Annotated in this window: 13 protein-coding genes; 4 read left to right on the top strand and 9 right to left on the bottom strand. The window is 47.8% G+C overall.

Annotation, left to right across the window (positions count from 1 at the left end; all coding sequences use genetic code 11):
- Window positions 1-332: 332 nt before the first annotated feature.
- From AC0YNZ_RS24560 to AC0YNZ_RS24545, 4 genes are read right to left on the bottom strand one after another with little or no spacing between them, the layout of a single operon-like run.
- Window positions 333-722 (bottom strand): hypothetical protein, encoded by a 390-nt coding sequence (locus tag AC0YNZ_RS24560; RefSeq protein ID WP_475829116.1) that lies wholly within the window; start codon window positions 720-722, stop codon window positions 333-335.
- Window positions 719-2143 (bottom strand): hypothetical protein, encoded by a 1425-nt coding sequence (locus tag AC0YNZ_RS24555; RefSeq protein ID WP_475829115.1) that lies wholly within the window; start codon window positions 2141-2143, stop codon window positions 719-721. Before AC0YNZ_RS24555 ends, AC0YNZ_RS24560 begins: the two co-directional genes overlap by 4 nt.
- A 2-nt stretch (window positions 2144-2145) precedes the next feature.
- On the bottom strand, window positions 2146-2541 hold the full coding sequence (locus AC0YNZ_RS24550; protein WP_475829114.1) for a hypothetical protein: 396 nt from the start codon (window positions 2539-2541) through the stop codon (window positions 2146-2148).
- A gap of 30 nt (window positions 2542-2571) precedes the next feature.
- Window positions 2572-3135 carry a hypothetical protein gene (locus AC0YNZ_RS24545; RefSeq protein WP_475829113.1) on the bottom strand — a complete coding sequence of 188 codons (564 nt, stop codon included), beginning with the start codon at window positions 3133-3135 and terminating at the stop codon, window positions 2572-2574.
- 483 nt (window positions 3136-3618) lie between these two features.
- Between AC0YNZ_RS24545 and AC0YNZ_RS24540 the strand changes: the two genes are divergently transcribed.
- From AC0YNZ_RS24540 to AC0YNZ_RS24525, 4 genes are all read left to right on the top strand, one after another.
- The gene (locus tag AC0YNZ_RS24540; RefSeq protein ID WP_475829112.1) at window positions 3619-5580 is read left to right on the top strand and encodes a metallophosphoesterase; all 1962 of its coding nucleotides are present in this window, start codon (window positions 3619-3621) and stop codon (window positions 5578-5580) included.
- 91 nt (window positions 5581-5671) lie between these two features.
- Window positions 5672-6826, top strand: coding sequence for a HupE/UreJ family protein (locus tag AC0YNZ_RS24535; protein ID WP_475829111.1), 1155 nt, complete (start codon window positions 5672-5674; stop codon window positions 6824-6826).
- Between the two features lie 19 nt (window positions 6827-6845).
- Window positions 6846-7979 carry a tetratricopeptide repeat protein gene (locus AC0YNZ_RS24530; protein WP_475829110.1) on the top strand — a complete coding sequence of 378 codons (1134 nt, stop codon included), beginning with the start codon at window positions 6846-6848 and terminating at the stop codon, window positions 7977-7979.
- A gap of 42 nt (window positions 7980-8021) precedes the next feature.
- Window positions 8022-8180, top strand: coding sequence for a hypothetical protein (locus tag AC0YNZ_RS24525; RefSeq protein WP_475829109.1), 159 nt, complete (start codon window positions 8022-8024; stop codon window positions 8178-8180).
- 383 nt (window positions 8181-8563) lie between these two features.
- Here the strand turns inward: AC0YNZ_RS24525 and AC0YNZ_RS24520 are convergent, their stop codons facing one another.
- The 5 genes from AC0YNZ_RS24520 to AC0YNZ_RS24500 form a co-directional block, all read right to left on the bottom strand.
- Window positions 8564-9739, bottom strand: a complete 1176-nt coding sequence (locus tag AC0YNZ_RS24520; protein WP_475829108.1) for a GGDEF domain-containing protein — start codon at window positions 9737-9739, stop codon at window positions 8564-8566.
- A gap of 87 nt (window positions 9740-9826) precedes the next feature.
- On the bottom strand, window positions 9827-11443 hold the full coding sequence (locus AC0YNZ_RS24515) for a response regulator transcription factor (RefSeq protein WP_475829107.1): 1617 nt from the start codon (window positions 11441-11443) through the stop codon (window positions 9827-9829).
- Between the two features lie 5 nt (window positions 11444-11448).
- Complete coding sequence (locus tag AC0YNZ_RS24510) at window positions 11449-13233, bottom strand: cache domain-containing sensor histidine kinase (RefSeq protein WP_475829106.1); 1785 nt, start codon at window positions 13231-13233, stop codon at window positions 11449-11451.
- 28 nt (window positions 13234-13261) lie between these two features.
- Window positions 13262-14602, bottom strand: a complete 1341-nt coding sequence (locus AC0YNZ_RS24505) for an ABC transporter substrate-binding protein (RefSeq protein WP_475829105.1) — start codon at window positions 14600-14602, stop codon at window positions 13262-13264.
- Between the two features lie 215 nt (window positions 14603-14817).
- A complete protein-coding gene (locus tag AC0YNZ_RS24500; RefSeq protein ID WP_475829104.1) occupies window positions 14818-16074 on the bottom strand; it encodes an MFS transporter in 1257 nt (418 codons plus the stop codon).
- Window positions 16075-16192 lie beyond the last annotated feature (118 nt).

Genomic DNA, 16192 nt, shown 5'->3' with positions numbered 1-16192 from the left:
CAGGGCTTAAATAATTATTAATATCCCCCATGTTTAAGAACTCAGCTAATCTCATTGAATTTGGAAGAGAGGATGTTAGCTTTTATTGAATAAACAGTCAAGATGATGCGGCCTGTGCTGATAGATGAATGAGTGGCTTGATAAATTAGATGGAATGAGAAAGAGGTTCTAGATTTAGGTAGAATTTAATATGCAAAATTATGGCTTGAATTTTCTCAATAACCGCTCTTAAGAGAGGCAGGCAGGGGACCCTGTAAATGTTGGGTTGGATCATAGAGCACCTGCCTGCCAATGGGCTGTATTACGACCCTATGTTTTCTCCTTGCCGCGATTTACCAACGATAGTACTCTTTGCCTTCATTATTGTCCGGGATATAGACTATCACATTGCGGACGTTCAACAGCCCGGGTTTGTAACGATTGCCCTGATCATCAACGAATTCGGTTAATGGATGGCTGGATTTACCAAGTGGCAGCACATCCGCTACATATGTGTACTTTTCGTCAATGGTGATTTTCACATCGTACCGAACATCTCCGCTCCGGTTCTGGACAATCAGATCATTTTTCGTAAAGGCAATGTCGGTAAAAGGAATCGTGCCGGATGGAACGGGGACGCCGCATCCGGTCGTGAAGACAGCAAGGCAAACGATCAGCAAAAATGATGCAACGTTTCTCCACGCCGGTTTTCTCATGCAATTCATCAGATCTGTCCGCATCATCTACATTCCTTTCCATCTGATTCAATAGACAAGGCAAGGTCAAAGAACAGATTTGGCGAGCCGGGATGGCTGCGGTGCAATTCAACGGCGATGATATTAGGTCCCTTCACAAGCTTGTTCAAATGCGCTTTCAGATCAATTCTTCGATAGAAGGAAAATTCATTCGGATACGCCAGCGACGATCTGGTTAAGAGACCGGTTCGAATGGAGTCCCGGGATACTTCCTGGCCGTTCAGATAAACGACGTAACCGTCCTCATAGGCGATATTTAAATATAAACCGGACAGCCCCCCCGGATCGCCATCCAATTCAAACGAATTGCGAAAATAATAAGTTGGGGACTTCGCGGCCTTCAGGCTTGTTTGAACATAAGCCTGCCGCTCCCAGTTATTCGTATGTCCCAAAGGAGCCCTGCCGATCTTCCAGGCGGAATCGTCGTATTCCGGACTGCGCCAATCATAAGCAGGCAGTGGAACAGTTTCCGTGTGCAAAGTTTCAATGATCGGACCTTCTCCCGTCACATCTAACCCTTTCGGTATGGAGAATTTGATCTCCTTGCTGCCCGGATGGTAGCGCCATAAGGATTGTATGCCCACAAGCGGAATTTCCTGCTTTTGTTTCAACGTAGCCAAGTTCCACGAAGCCAGATTCAGCGCATCCTGTTCCAGTTGATCCAGCACTTGTCCCTGTTTATTCTCGGCCTTAATGAACAGCGCGTCATTATTCGCTTCAATGACCGTAATGAAGGGCGTTTCCTTCAGCCTGGACAAATCCCACATTCCCCAGCCCTTATATTCGGCGGGCACATAACCGGAAGGCTTTTGTTCAACGGCCAATTCAAGAGTATAGACGGAATCGCGGATGAAAACCGCGTTAATTCCGGCGGCTCTGAACGCGTTCCATATCTCGGGAAGCTTCGGATCTTCGCTCAGCCATGCAACGTTGAACGTTGGCTTAGATTCGTCAACCGACTGACGGATCCATTCCAACTGACGGTCTCCCGCATCCGATAACCGGTCGGCGTTCAGAAAAAAAAATCTGGCATTTCCGTGACTTACCGTATAGAAAGATTTCCCGTAACCCGGAAGCGTCTCTGCAGGCAGATGAGGATAAGCTTGGTTGAAACGGTTTTCCGTCGTAGAACCGTCATATATGGGATAAAGTTGAAACGTTTGCGCTTCCGGATGACGCTGCAGCAGCTGATAGGGCGCAACAAAAAACGAAATGTCCCCGAATTGCTTGGTCCACTCCCCGAGTTCCCCTTCATGTTGGCTGAAATAACCGAATCGAAACGACATGGACGACGGGGCGGATGACTTGAATCCTTCCGTCGGCACGTTTGTCCAATAGTAGGAAAAAAACAGAAGACAAAAGGACACCCACAGCAACAAAGAAAGTTTATATTTGGATATGATGGACATGATTAGCCCCCTCCTCCTCCCGGCAAAGTGTTCGGCATGTTCGGCCAGCCTAGTAAGGCGTGGTAAACCGTCGGCCAGATGACTATCAGATTGACGAAAAAGGCAACTGCAAATACGATCGTCCATGGTTTCAGAGCAACCTCTTTCCGTCCGATCGTCCAGTGGAATATTGCCCATGCGGCCAACCAGACGAGCAGTCCTGCCGTTTCTTTGCCGGCATAGGGACCGATGCCCCACCAACTGGGTATCCAGGAGCCGATCTTCAGCAAAACCGGATTGGCTCTGACCGGATTGTAAACGCTCCATATGTGACAGACAGTTGTAGTTGCGATACCGAGCCATACCGAAAGCAGAACGGCAGCGATTTCACCTGTTTTTCGATGTTTGTGCACTTGCACGATTTTCTCCCCTTTCAACCGTGTTGAAAATCATACCATTCTAAGTCTAGCCAAGCTGATGCCAAGCACAAATCCGATCAGCAAACAGATCCAGAATAGCGTGATTAATAAAGCGATGATCCCGCTTGCCGCCGAGCCTGGTTCGAGAGCATGGCGAAACCGGCGCAATAAAACGGCCGCCCCAATTCCCAAAGGGAGCGGGTACAGCGAGACGAATTCTTTATATTCCATCACGATCAAATGTACCGAGGGGCTATGGTACATCAGCCACTCCTGGGGACCGTCCGGCCCCCGGTAAGCGATGTAGAGCAAGTTTCCGAACACGATCGTGAGCAGAACCATAAGATTCGTCAGCCAGAGCGACCATTCCAGGCTGGCCGCGGCCCCATTCTTGCCCCGTAGCATGGGATAGGTCAGATGCATCGTATAGCAGCTCATGATGACGGTGACGGTCGCGCCCAATCCGTGCAGGACGGCCGTCAGCTTATGGTTGCTGAAACCAATGACATTGAACAAAGGAATTGATAAAAAAAGGAGTGCGGCTACGCTCGCTTGCGTAATCGCAAAATCTCTTGCAGTGAACAATGATCTCATCGGCTGTCCATCTCTCTCTTTCGGGATTTACTTGATTCTTATTCGATTGATATGACTTGTCATATCGATTAAGCATAGAGAAGAATTGTAACAGGTATGTTTTGGCGAGTTTAAATAATTGTTAATTTGAGAGTAAGTTTTAAATAGTTTTTTCATTATTTTTTATATTTTTTTATATTTTTTATAGAACTTCTATTATTTAATTAACAAAAAAATAAAACAATCTATCAAATTTAACCAGTATAATTAGCATTGGCAGTTTGGTTCCGGGAATATCTGCTAACCGCAAACTCTTTCGTGGGGATAAGAGGAAAGAAAGATGGAAGCAAATCAGCCGGGGTGGTAGCGGTGTGCCGCCGGCTGGGATGCCAGTAGTGAAAGGAGGGAAAGAAGATTTTTTTTAGTTTCAGCTTTAGACAGCACGGTGCGGTGGTTTCCCGTGATTCCGACTCCTAATCAAAGAGAAGAGAAGGGAAGAAAAAGATGAAAGCTAAGTGGAAAGGTTTATTGGTTCTTTGTGTTATTAGTATTCTTCTCACCATTGGTATGTACAGCGCGTCAGCTGCAGGCAACCTCATAAAAGGGCCGTATCTGCTGTTCGAAGGTTCCAACACCTCGATGAGCGTTCTTTGGCAGACGAGCGTGACTGAGTCGAACGTCATCAAATGGGGTACCGACACCACTTATTCGATGGGGCAAGCGACCGTCGGGACGTACGGTTCCGCCAACCAGCACAAGTACACCATCACCGGGCTGCAGCCGGGCACCAAGTATTACTATGATGTAGACGGTCAGGCTGGTTCTTTCCGCACCGCGCCGGCGGCTACCGCTACCTCCGTGAAGTTCCTCGCCTACGGCGACAGCCGCAGCACCCCAAGTAATCATGAGCAGGTAGCATCCCGTGCACGTTCGGCTTATACCGCCGACCCAGCCTACCAGACCCTTATCCTGCACAGCGGGGATTTTGTCGCAACCGAAACCGAGAGCGACTGGACTTCTCAATACTTCGTATCCGGGTCCACGTACCCGCAGATGCACGCCCTCCAGGCCGAGGTCCCAATGATCGGGGCAAGAGGCAACCATGAGGGTGCAGGCGCGGTCTACAATAAGTACTTCCCCTATCCGTACGTGGCTAACTACTACTGGTCCTTCGATTACGGCCCGGTCCATTTCGTAGTGCTTGACGAGTATGCGACCTTTACCTCCGGCTCGGCCCAGTACAACTGGCTGGTCAACGACCTTGCTTCCACCACCAAGCCGTGGAAGATTGTAATGGCCCATCAGCCGGGATGGGGCGCCGGCACTCATGCGAATAATGCCACTGTCCAGAGCGCCATCCATCCAGTCCTGAAGCAGTACGGGGTACAAATGTACTTAAATGGACACAACCATAACTATGCACGTGCGGTCGTCGAAGGCATCCAGTACGTTACCTCTGGCGGCGGCGGCGCTTCCTTGTATGTTCCTAACCCAAGCAATCCGAACATCGTCAAAACAGATCAGTCGTTCCACTACGCCGAGTTCAACGTTGCAGGAAGCACAATGGCAATGACCGCCCGCAGGGCAGACGGCACGGTAATTGAGACCATATCGGTTCCCCAAGGCGGTGGCGGCGGCAACCAGCCTCCAGTCGCTAATGCCGGCCCTGACCAGACTGTAACCGACACCGACGGTAACGGCTCCGAAACGGTTACCCTGAACGGGACCGGAAGCAGTGATCCGGACGGAACGATCTCTTCCTATGTCTGGAAAGAGGGGGCAACCCAGATTGCCACCGGCGCCACTCCGAGCGTCAGCCTGGCTGTTGGCACCCATACATTAACCCTTACGGTGACAGATAACGGCGGGGCCACTGCCACTGACACGGTAGTCGTCACCGTCAATGCTGCCGGCGGCGGCACTCCTACTACGGTCACTTCCCAAGTCAGCGCTGGCAGCGATGATGCCGAACAGCGTCAGACCGGCGGCACCATGTCCCTCACAAGTTCCGACTTGGAGTTGGTGTACGACACCGCGACCACTGGCAACCAGTACGTCGGAATGCGCTTCAACAACGTCAACGTGCCGCAAGGCAAAATCATTACTAACGCCTACATCCAGTTCACCGTGGATGAGACGAACTCCGGCGCCACTAACCTGACTGTCAAGGGGCAGGCAGACGATAACCCGGGCACCTTCACCACGTCGGCTAACAACATCTCCTCCCGCGCCACCACGACAGCTTCCGTCTCTTGGAGCCCTGTCGCTTGGAACACGGTGGGTGCTGCCGGGGTTGACCAGAGGACCCCAGACCTGAAGAGCATTGTCCAAGAAACCGTCAACCGCACCGGCTGGGCCCAGAACAATTCCATGGTCTTCATCGTCACAGGTACCGGTGAGCGGACCGCGTCGGCATACGAAGTCGCAGCTGCGAAAGCTCCCAAGCTTGTAGTGACTTACCAGTAAGATTTGTTTGTTCGCAGTATAATAAAACAGGCGGTCGCAGGGTTTTCCCTGCGACCGCTCAATAACTCAAAGAAGAAACGAGGATATCGTCATGCCTGTACAATGGTTCAGAAGACTAGCGTCATTGATCCTGATCGCTTCATTTCTTTTAATAGCAACCCCTGTCTTCGCTCACGACTTGAATCTGGGAGGATCAAAATGGGCCATTGGCAAGGATCGAATTCTGTTCACCATTGAGCTCGGCCCCTCCCTGTTTTCGCAAATAAGAGGGATCAAGGAACTCGGCCATGACCTTGACAGTCTCACCGGTGAGCAGCTCCGGGAAATGGCAACCGGCATTATTCAACCTTACATCAACGAGAAGCTGTCGGTTTCCGTCAATGACCGCTCTTACCCGGTAACGGTAGACAGAATAGAGCGAGAAGGAACATTGTGGAAAATATGGCTGAGGGTAAGCGATATCAATTTTGACTGGCAAGACAAAAAGATAAAGATTGATTACCGGTTGTTATTTGAAGAAACTAAAAATGACCATGTGAATATTGGTGTGATCTATTTTTCCGATGCCGATGACGACTCGGTGCAGAAGGTCTTCGATTATACCCAGCCGGATTTGCAGTATACATTCGAATCCAACAAAACCGTGTGGGAATTCTCCGTTAAATCTAAAGCCGCCGCTTTACGGTCGGAAATATTTACCTTTTTATCACTTGGAATCAAACATATCCTAACCGGATATGACCATATATTATTCCTGGTCGCTTTAATTTTGATAGGTTTATCTACTAGGGAAGCCATAAAAATTATCACTTCCTTTACTGTGGCGCACAGCATTACTTTGCTGCTGGCGGCAATGCAGGCTGTCACTCTGAACTCCAGGATTGTCGAAAGCGTGATCGCCCTCTCCATCTGCTATATCGCTCTTGAAAACATATTGTCAAAACAGGCCATTGATCGCTGGCTGGTAACATTCGCCTTCGGTTTAATTCACGGATTCGGCTTTGCCAGCGTACTTCAGGAGTACATCGCAAGAAAATCGGATCTTGTTCTCTCGGTAGTCTCGTTTAACGTCGGCGTGGAAGTGGGACAGCTGATGATCGTTTTAATCCTGTTGCCCGTTCTGCAGCTGATGAGGAAAAAGTTCGATACAAGAAGAATAATCGCTGGAGCGTCCATAGCCATCTTTATTCTTGGTTTAATCTGGTTCGTCGAGCGGGCATTCAATCTGCAACTGGTACCGTTCTAATCATGTGAGGGGGAAGTACATGAAGAAAAATAAATCACCATATTTTTTTTCAATTATGATTGCTTTAATTATCTTCATTACAAGTCCTGGCACAAGCATGGCTCAAAACAGTTCTCAGGACCTTGAACAGGAATACAGCAATAAAGCGAATCAATTTTTTGTTGACAAAAATTATGATCAGGCTGCTTTAGTTTTGGAAGAACTTCTGGCAAAGAATCCGGATCTGAATAATGAAACGGTCTACAGGCAATTGACCCATCTCTATGATAATTACCTTTTTAATTTTGAAAAAGCTTTGTCCTTTTATGAAATGTATCTTGTCCAATTCCCTGAGGGGAAATTTACCAGTACTTTTCGGGAAAGAGTTGCTTATCTAAATGAAAGGCGTTCTGAATGGCAAGCATTGCGAGATTTTAGAAAAATCCAGTTAGAAGAAGGCAATATTCGCATCAAAGAAAGCCTGAAGGAAGTCGAAACCATTCTTTCAAAGAGTAAGAACGCATTAATTGCGCCCGAAATGCACATCTATTTGGCTAACAAATATTTTGAAACTACTCAATATCAAGAGGCGAGAATGCATGCGGAAAAATACATAAACAGCTTTGACAAGGCCGGCATGTCAAGTATAGACAAAGCCCTGGCCCTGAATTTGTATTCCGACATTCTCATTAAGCAACATCGTTTCGGCAAGGCGATCAGGGCCTTGGATCAGGTAATGGCGCTGGGAAATCCGGGAGAAAACTTTAATTATGCAGTGAAAAAAAACAATATTATAAACCAAAGGAACATGTGGTATGGATTCATGCTTTCCCTTTTATATTTTATATCGGTGGTAATATTGCTAATTCCCATAAAGTTTTGGCAGCATTTCAATTTACAAAATTATGCCAGGCAGCTTGTTGCGCCTTTATTACTCCTTGCCCTAATATCACTAGGCCCTGTCTTGATCCTAATAATAACTGAAGAGCAGGTAGTCGACCTTAGGTTTTTCTTTAGCCTGTTGGGCTTATCAATCCTCTCGCTTATGATAATAAGGCTTCTTGCCCCGCTGTCATTGAAAACAGGCAGATTGGTTTATGTTTTGATAAGTTGTTTGCATATGGTTGCCGCTTCTTTCATGACTTATTACATGATTGTTTACACACCGGTGTAAATGCCGTCAGCCCTTATTTTTCCAAAAAGGAGGGAGATAGAAATGAACACTGTAATAGGGGCTGATATAGATCCTGTGGCTGCCTTAATTATGATGTTATTTTGGAGTTCGGCCGCTGCAGCCATATTGATAAACACCATTTATGCCTTTATTTTTTCAGAAAAGAAAAATATATTAAATGAAAAATGTAATGAAGACTGATCCAGACAATTTGAATTTAAGAGCCGAACATTTCGGTGGAATCATAGGAATTAGAATCCCCCCGCTTGTTTTAGTGGACAGGCATTTATGAGAGATTTGAGAGTGAATGATTCACCTCTCTGGCATAAAAATAGAAATTACCTGTCTGCTCCGACTGAAGTACATTTTAACGTTACGGAGTTTTGTCCTCTAAGATGTAACCACTGTACCAGCAATTCGGGAAAAGATCAGGGCAAATATTCTTTGATACCGGCAACATCAAGATGGCGGGCACGTTACATATAGAGGGAATAACTGAAATTCAAGCTTCAAAAGGGGCAATCTCAGAAGTCATCCCTGATGACTTCTGAAATTGCCCCTTTCCCGTCTAGATTACGACTATATTAACCCGCCATTGTAACCGACCGGCTCCGCGCAGCGACGTTGCGGCCGTTATCCTTCGCATCGTACAGCGCCCTGTCGCACAGCTCGTACAGCGTTTCAAGTCTAGTATGCTGGTCGGGAACGAGTGTAACCACGCCCAGACTGATCGAGAGATCGTTTAGCATTTCCGGAATATGAACCTGCATCGTAGCCTTTCTTAGACCTTCTACGATTCGGTCTGATTCAATTTCGTTCGCCCCCGGCAGCAAAACGGCAAATTCGTCGCCGCCATACCGGCCGAAGCAGCCATTGCCGTTAAGCTCGGCGCGGATATGCTTAGCAAGCTCCTGCAGCGCACAATCTCCAATGTGGTGTCCATACGTGTCGTTGATCTTTTTGAAATGATCAATATCGAACAACACCAGTGAAAGATGCGCATGTTTTTTCGCATGCTCACCAATCATTTGTTTTGACTGCAACACAAACGTCCTTCGATTTAATACACCCGTCAAATCATCGTAATTCGCTAACCGTACAAGTTCTTGGTCGACTTGTTCTTTCAACAAAAGTACGAATCCAATATTTCCGATGAACATAATTAAAAATAGCGCTAGAAATGATAACGTCTGGTAAATGCCAGCTGTAAACAGCCCGATCGGCAGATGTGATTCCAACGCAGTCATTGCTCTTCCAATCAGGGAAACGAAGGCAGAAACATACAATAATCCGATGATTTTCAAAATGAACGATGGGTTTTTGGTCCGAATCATCGAATAAGCCGGAATGACCATAAATGCAGCTGTGCCTAGCGATGCTGCGGCTATTCTTATATTTTCTTCATTTCTAAAGAAAATAACCATATGAAACGCTGCAATAGCGGCGAAGGTTAACGCGATATACAGTATTTTCGTAGAACGATGAAAAGCCTGCTGCAGCTTAAGCATTGCGACCGTTTCCAGCGAAAATCCAATAAACAGCAAGGAATTGGCTGCCGATATCGTAAACACATCAGGAATGCCATTGCGCACGATAAGCAGCAGCCAAGCGAGCCCTTGTGTACATTTTGCAAGTAAGAACATACTCAAAATACGATCTTTCGTATGCGTACGCCAATATGCGCTAATGAGAACGACAGATAATAGATGTCCTAATACGATCAAGATCAAAACCGTCTTCAAATCCAGCAGCAATGTCAAGATGAGCACCAACTTATGTTAAAAATAACTAATTGGTTTGATTATACTAGATGCTCATTCTTTTTTCATTTTCTTTTTGCATCGGCTTCATGCTTTCTCGTGCTGCCATTCCCGGTATTCCTTAGGACTCATTCCATAATATTTTTTGAAAGAGGTACTGAAATAGCTGGAACTGGATATGCCGACGAGCATCGCGATATCCGTAAGCTTAAGCTCGCTTTGCGCAAGAAGCTCGCCCGCCTTGTTCATCCGCAAGCTCGTAACGTACTCGCTGAACGTCACGCCTGCATGCTGCTTGAACAGACCTGACAAATACGTCTCGTTAAGGTGGAACATCCCTGCAAGCGAGGTCAACGTCAGCTCATAGGCAAAATTATCATCCACATATTTTTGAACGGCCTTCACGATAGATTGACCGCTTGAACTCCGCGTTTTCAGCGCTTCCTTCATGACCAGACACGCAAGCTCCTCCAGCTGCCCGAGCACCTGCTCCCGCGAATGAAAGTCGCCGATCGTCATTTGACAATCCCAAAGCCGCTTCTGCAGCACTGCTTCCCCCGCTTCATACTTTTTGGCGATAGAATGAAAAAGGAGCAGGATGCGCGAGGCGATAAAGGTGAAAGTAAACATCGGATAATCGATCCCGCGCGGAATAATGCGCTCAATCAGCGCCGAATAGGACTTATAGTCGCCGTTCTCCACGGACACGACAAGCTGCCTCTCTATTTCCGGTGAGAACGCCGCTATCAAATCCTGTACATATTGGTCGCCCGCTCCATTCGTTCCGTGAATCGTGCTGCGGCTCCACGAGAGCATGCTGGACGAATAGCCGTTTTTGAATTGCCGCACGCCGTTAACCTTTTCTCCCACTCCGATAACGGAGTCGAGCCTCAAATACTTTTGTATATTTTGTTTAATTTGGCGTATAAACCGTTCCGTACAATCGGCCCCTGCCTCAGCTCCCGCATTTTCAACTAAAAAATGCATCATCGAAGGATGGCTGGCATCATAGAAAGGATGAATGCCCGAATATCCGCTTGCCGTCTCCCGGCACAGCATCTGGAAAGCCATATGCAGCAGATCAATATGTTCACGTTCATCGCCAAGCCTGCCGGGCGGCACTCTCATTTCGACCGCAATGAACCGGGCTTGAAGCTGCTCATCAATAAGTGCCGACAAATGCAGCTGCTCCAGTCTCTCCTTAATAATCAAGAGGCTGTAAAATTCCTCCTTGACCAGCCTTAGCAGCATTTGCTCCTGCAGGGAAAGCAGCTGCTGCTCTCTCTGCAGCTGCTCAGCCTTCTGCATCTGTTCGCCGGTCTGCTCTAAAGCAATTTCTGCTGACAGCTTCGCTAGCAAATCGGACAGCTCCTTGCGGCCAACCGGCTTCAGCAAATAATCTTTAACGCCGGCCTGAATGGCTGCCTGCATATAAGCGTAATCGGAATAACCGGATAATACGACGAGTTTGAGCGACGGGTACAACCGCTTGCAAGCCGTAATCAGCCCGATGCCATCCATCTGCGGCATGCGGATATCGGTTATGAGCACATCCGGAAGTTGACGCTCCTGCAGAAGCTGTAGAGCCTCCTCGCCGTTCGACGCTTCAGCCTCGATTTGAAAACCTGCGGCGTTCCAATCAATTTTTGCCTTTATGCTGTTCCGTACACCCGCTTCATCATCGACTATAATAATGCTGTACACGTCTCTCACCCCTTAACCGCGGGAATGCTAATCCGAATTTCAGTCCCTTCACCGCGCCTCGATTCAATGCTGACCTTAAGCTGTTCCCCGTAATAAAGACGGCAGCGCGACAGCACATTTCGCAGACCGATGCTGTCCCCGCCGCTGTTCAAAATATCGACCGAATCCGTATTGCTCAGCTCTCCCATTAAATGCGCGATTAAAGCAGCATCCATGCCTATCCCGTTGTCTGCCACGCTAATGTGAAGACGGTCCTGGTCCGTTCTCACTTGGAGCGAAATTTTCGCAACGCCGCTCTCCTCCAAGCTGTATTTAACAGCATTCTCTACAATAGGCTGTAATATAAATTTCGCAATCATCAGTTGACTGGACGCCATATCCTCTTCAATCTCGACATGCAGCCGTTCCTCGTAACGCAGCTGCAGGATGAACAAATAATCGCGGATATAGTTCATCTCTTCCTTCACCTTAACCAAATCGCTATTTAAATTAAGCGAGTATCGCATCATTTGTCCAAGCGCCTCCGTCGCGTCCATCAATACATCATTTTTTTTCATTGCGGCAAGCCCGCCAATTATTTCTAGCGTGTTGTTAAAAAAATGCGGATTGATCTGCAGCAGCAGCGCTTTATACTCCGCATTTTTGCGGCGCAGATTCGTCTCGAACTCCGTCTCGATTAAATACCGCAGCCGTGTCGTCATATTTTCGAATACCCTCGTCACGTAGCCGACCTCGGTATGACCGGTTCGAACGGACGGCATCATGCTGAAGGCCTGTGCAAATTCTCCCCGCTCAACATGCTTCATCGCTCTGGCCATTGACGTAAGCGGCCTTGTAATGCCGTAGGAGAACCAGAATGCGACAAGAATAATAAGCATAAGCAATATCAGGCTAATAAACAACATCGTCCGGCGGATTTGATCGATCTTTACGAACAGCTCCTTCTCGGGAACCTCTCCGATTACATACCAGTCCTGCTCTTCAAAATAACGATAAAACAATAAATAGCTGTCATCTTCTCTCTTAATCGGAAAGACGCCGCTTGCCGCATTGCTCTGCGCCGCTTTAATTTCTGCAAGGCCTGCTGACAATATCGACACACTTTCCTCCGGCAGCTGCTGGTTAAGCACGCTGCTGCCGTCCGAGGTCAGCAGGTAGGCCCGTCCGGTTTCACCAAAACGGATTTTCTCGATTGCATCACGCAGCACGGAGGTCGGATAATTGATTTTTACAAACCCTGATTTTGTAAACGATTGCAATTGTACTAAGGGGAGCATATAACTGTTAACTAATCTGGCTTTCATAATCGTATCCGCCTGGTCGGGGTCCGAATGCGCCTTCGTCCAGCGCTTGTCCTCTTCGATAAACCGCTCATACCAATCCTGCTCCAAATACGACCGGTCCTGCGTCCAAACGCCGCCTCCGAAGTCAGAGAAGACTCCGATGGAGATACCGCTGGAATTGTTTATCGAATATGACGATACATATTCGAGCATCTTTTGCTTTGCGAGAAGACGCTCCTCTACCGAGCTTTCCCGGCTCATTTGAGCCGTGATCCATTCCTGCGTCACGCGGTTGCTCATCACTTGATTGCCGATTTCTTCAACCTGCGTCATAGACGTATTGACATGTGAGGCAAATTGCTCGATCGTCTGTGACGTCGACGTTTCAATCGATTGACGAATAAGCTTGGACGACTCTTGGCTGAGTACGAGCACGAGCGTAATGAACGGGACGATAAGCAGCAAAGAGAAAGCCGCCATCAGCCGGCTTCTAAGCGAGAAAAACATCGGGCAGCCCCCTCTCCATTCATCATCTTCATTTCGAAATGGCCTGTGAATCAGCATACGCCTTATCGATCGTGCTGATCGCAGCCTGAACCGCTTCATCCAAGTTCCGCTTCTCCAGCGTCACTTCCTCGAACAATTTTTTGACGGCCTCCGATACTTGCGGAAACACCGGCGTAATGGGACGAGGTCTGCCGTACTTCTGGTTTTGGATAACGAAAATATTTTTCGGATATTCATTCAGCTCCGCAAATTCCTTAGCGACCGAATACCTTGCCGGAATATCCCGCGTAATGCTCGTATACAATTTCATGCCCTCATAGCTGGTCATCCAATTGACGAACATCCAGGCTTCTTCCGGATGCCTGCTCTTCGTCGATATGCCCAGTCCCCAGCTGCCATTGGCAACAGCTTGTCTGCTTCCCTTTGGCAGAGGAGCAACATCAAAGTCTTCGCCCAGCTTAAAGTCCGGGAAGTTTTCCGCTATATGAGAAAGAGACCATGTGCCGTCAATCGTAATGCCCAGCTTGCGGTTAGGAAAAGCATCAACAGGATATTCGAACGAAGCAACTTTATATTTCGTGAACAGCTCGGCATAAAACGTCAGAGCCCGCTTCGTTTCGGGCGAGTCCAGATAGCCCTTCGCCGTAGTCCCTTCCGGATTCATCACTTCTCCGCCGAATTGCCAGATGATCGGATATTTGAAATAAGCGGTCGCTCCCGCGTTTTGAAAGCCCTGCGCCGGATCAATGCCATAAATGCCATTAGCCGGATCGTTGATTTTTTTCGCTGCCTCAAGCACCTGCTCCCATGTCCAGGCTTCGTCCGGATTGCGTGAGGGCAGAGGGAGGCCGGCAGCCTCAAACATTTTTTTATTATAAAACATCGCAATCGATGACTCCGTCAATGGCGCCAAATAAATATCTTGCCGGTACGTGTAGCCGTCGATCGTCGTTTGCGGAATATCCTCGATATATCCGTTTCTCTTGAAGTTACCGGTGAGCGGCAGCAGCGCGCCCGCTTCCGCGTAGGATGCCAGATTCGGTGCGTCGATCGCCATAATATCAGGCGGATTGCCTGCTGCGACTGAGGTTCTAAGCTTCGTATCGTAATCACTGTACGGAAAAGGCATCATTTCTATATTTATCAACGGATGCTTCTCCATAAACGAAGCGATCAAATGATCATAGGCGGAATTTTCGGCTTTATTACCTGAATTTCTCCAAAAGGTAAGGGTTACCGGTCTTTCGATCGCGACTTTTTCCTGCTGACTGTCATTTTCCGCAGGAGCGCTGTTATCTTTCATGCAGCCTGTTATAAGCATAATTCCTAACGTAATCAATAAACCGGCTGTATAATTATTTCTTCTCACGGCTGGTGCTCCCCCTTTACTCATCGCGATCTGCTGCGGCATTTCATCCATTCAGAATAACAGAATCAGGAGCAGCCGCGCTTATAATTTTCTCTGTTTTTTTATTTAAATATTCTCAGGTTGCCCCGTCAATCCCTCAAACGAGTAAAGGACTGCCCGCCAGGTCTAATCAAACCTGACGGGCAGTCCCTTGAGCTATTTGATATATTTTCCCGTTATTCCTGCTCCGCGCACTGCTTCTCCTTTATCAAAAATACGGATATGTATTGCAGTACGGCCATCGTGAACAAAACAACCGGCAGCCAGATGGATTGCAAACCGCCTGCCAGCAGGATGAGTAAAGAAATAGACAGTACCCTTCCCGCGTTAAGGAAAAGCTCCCTCATGACGACCGATTCTACCCGGAGCTGCCCTTTAAGCGGCAGCGTGCCGATTAACCGATAGTAATAGGAGGTTAGCGTATTGACCGCCAGCGGATTACAGATCGAGAACAAAATCATAAAGACGGCGACCGACCAAAACGCAACTTGGAATAGCAGCAGCGCTGAACCGATCACAACGCCTGTCGTTGAAAGCAGAACATATTTGCGCACTTGCTCCTTTTGCGCTTTTCTGGAAATGACGTAGCCGGTAGCGACGGTAAGCGAAGAGAAGAAAACGCCCAAGTACCCTACCCAATCCTCACGGCCGACCGTTTGATACAGCATAATGTTCGGCAGAAACAGCATGATACCCTGGAAAAGACCAAGCACGAAGAAGCTGTACAACGCCTTCAGCCAGCGCCGGTTTTTGTTCATCACAAGTCCCATAAACTTTAAATAATAAGCTTTGTGATGGGAGGGGACCATCGGAATGCGAAAACTGACGACCGCAGCAATAAGGAACATAACAAACGCGAGCGTGAAAATAAAAACATAACCCTGCAGCCCCTCATTGCGTTGAATGATGAATCCGGCAAGCGCCGGTCCGGCAAGCCCCGATGCATTGAATACGATCATATTGATCGCGAGAAACCTTATCCGGTTTGCTTCAGTCGAAACATCGTATTGAATAACTAAGTAACCGGTCCAGTAAAGTCCTGCCGCAACCCCGTTAAAAATGGCAAACCATATGTAATATTGTGCAACATGCTCCTGGGCAATGACGACCATTAAATAAAAGACGGCTATCATAACGATGCCCAGCCGGTAGGTAACCATTCGGTCACTCCGCTTCGCGATCCAGCCTCCGAGCGCGAAAGCAGGCGGCGTCAGTAAAAAGACAACGATGTTATACATCCCGTTAACCGTTAAATCCTGTGTCAGCCTCCACAAATATAAATTGAGGAACAAGCCTGACATCGATGCGCCGAACTGAAAACAGCAGTGAATAATTAATGCAGTGACAGCTTCCTTGCCCAGCCTGCTTTCAGCTGGAAGCGGCGTACTCTTCATCAGATTCAATCTGGTCCAAAATCTCGTCTCCGTCCGCATTTGCTGCATCCCCCGTTGTTTCTCAACTGGATAACGTTTTCTTTTTATTTATTTTATCATACGGAAACCTTATATCCGCGACTCAAGAAAGCGCTCTCTCCTTCAAAATAGCCGCTAT

Source organism: Paenibacillus sp. J2L1-98 (assembly GCF_056269405.1).
This window is presented reverse-complemented; position numbering and strand designations above follow the sequence as displayed.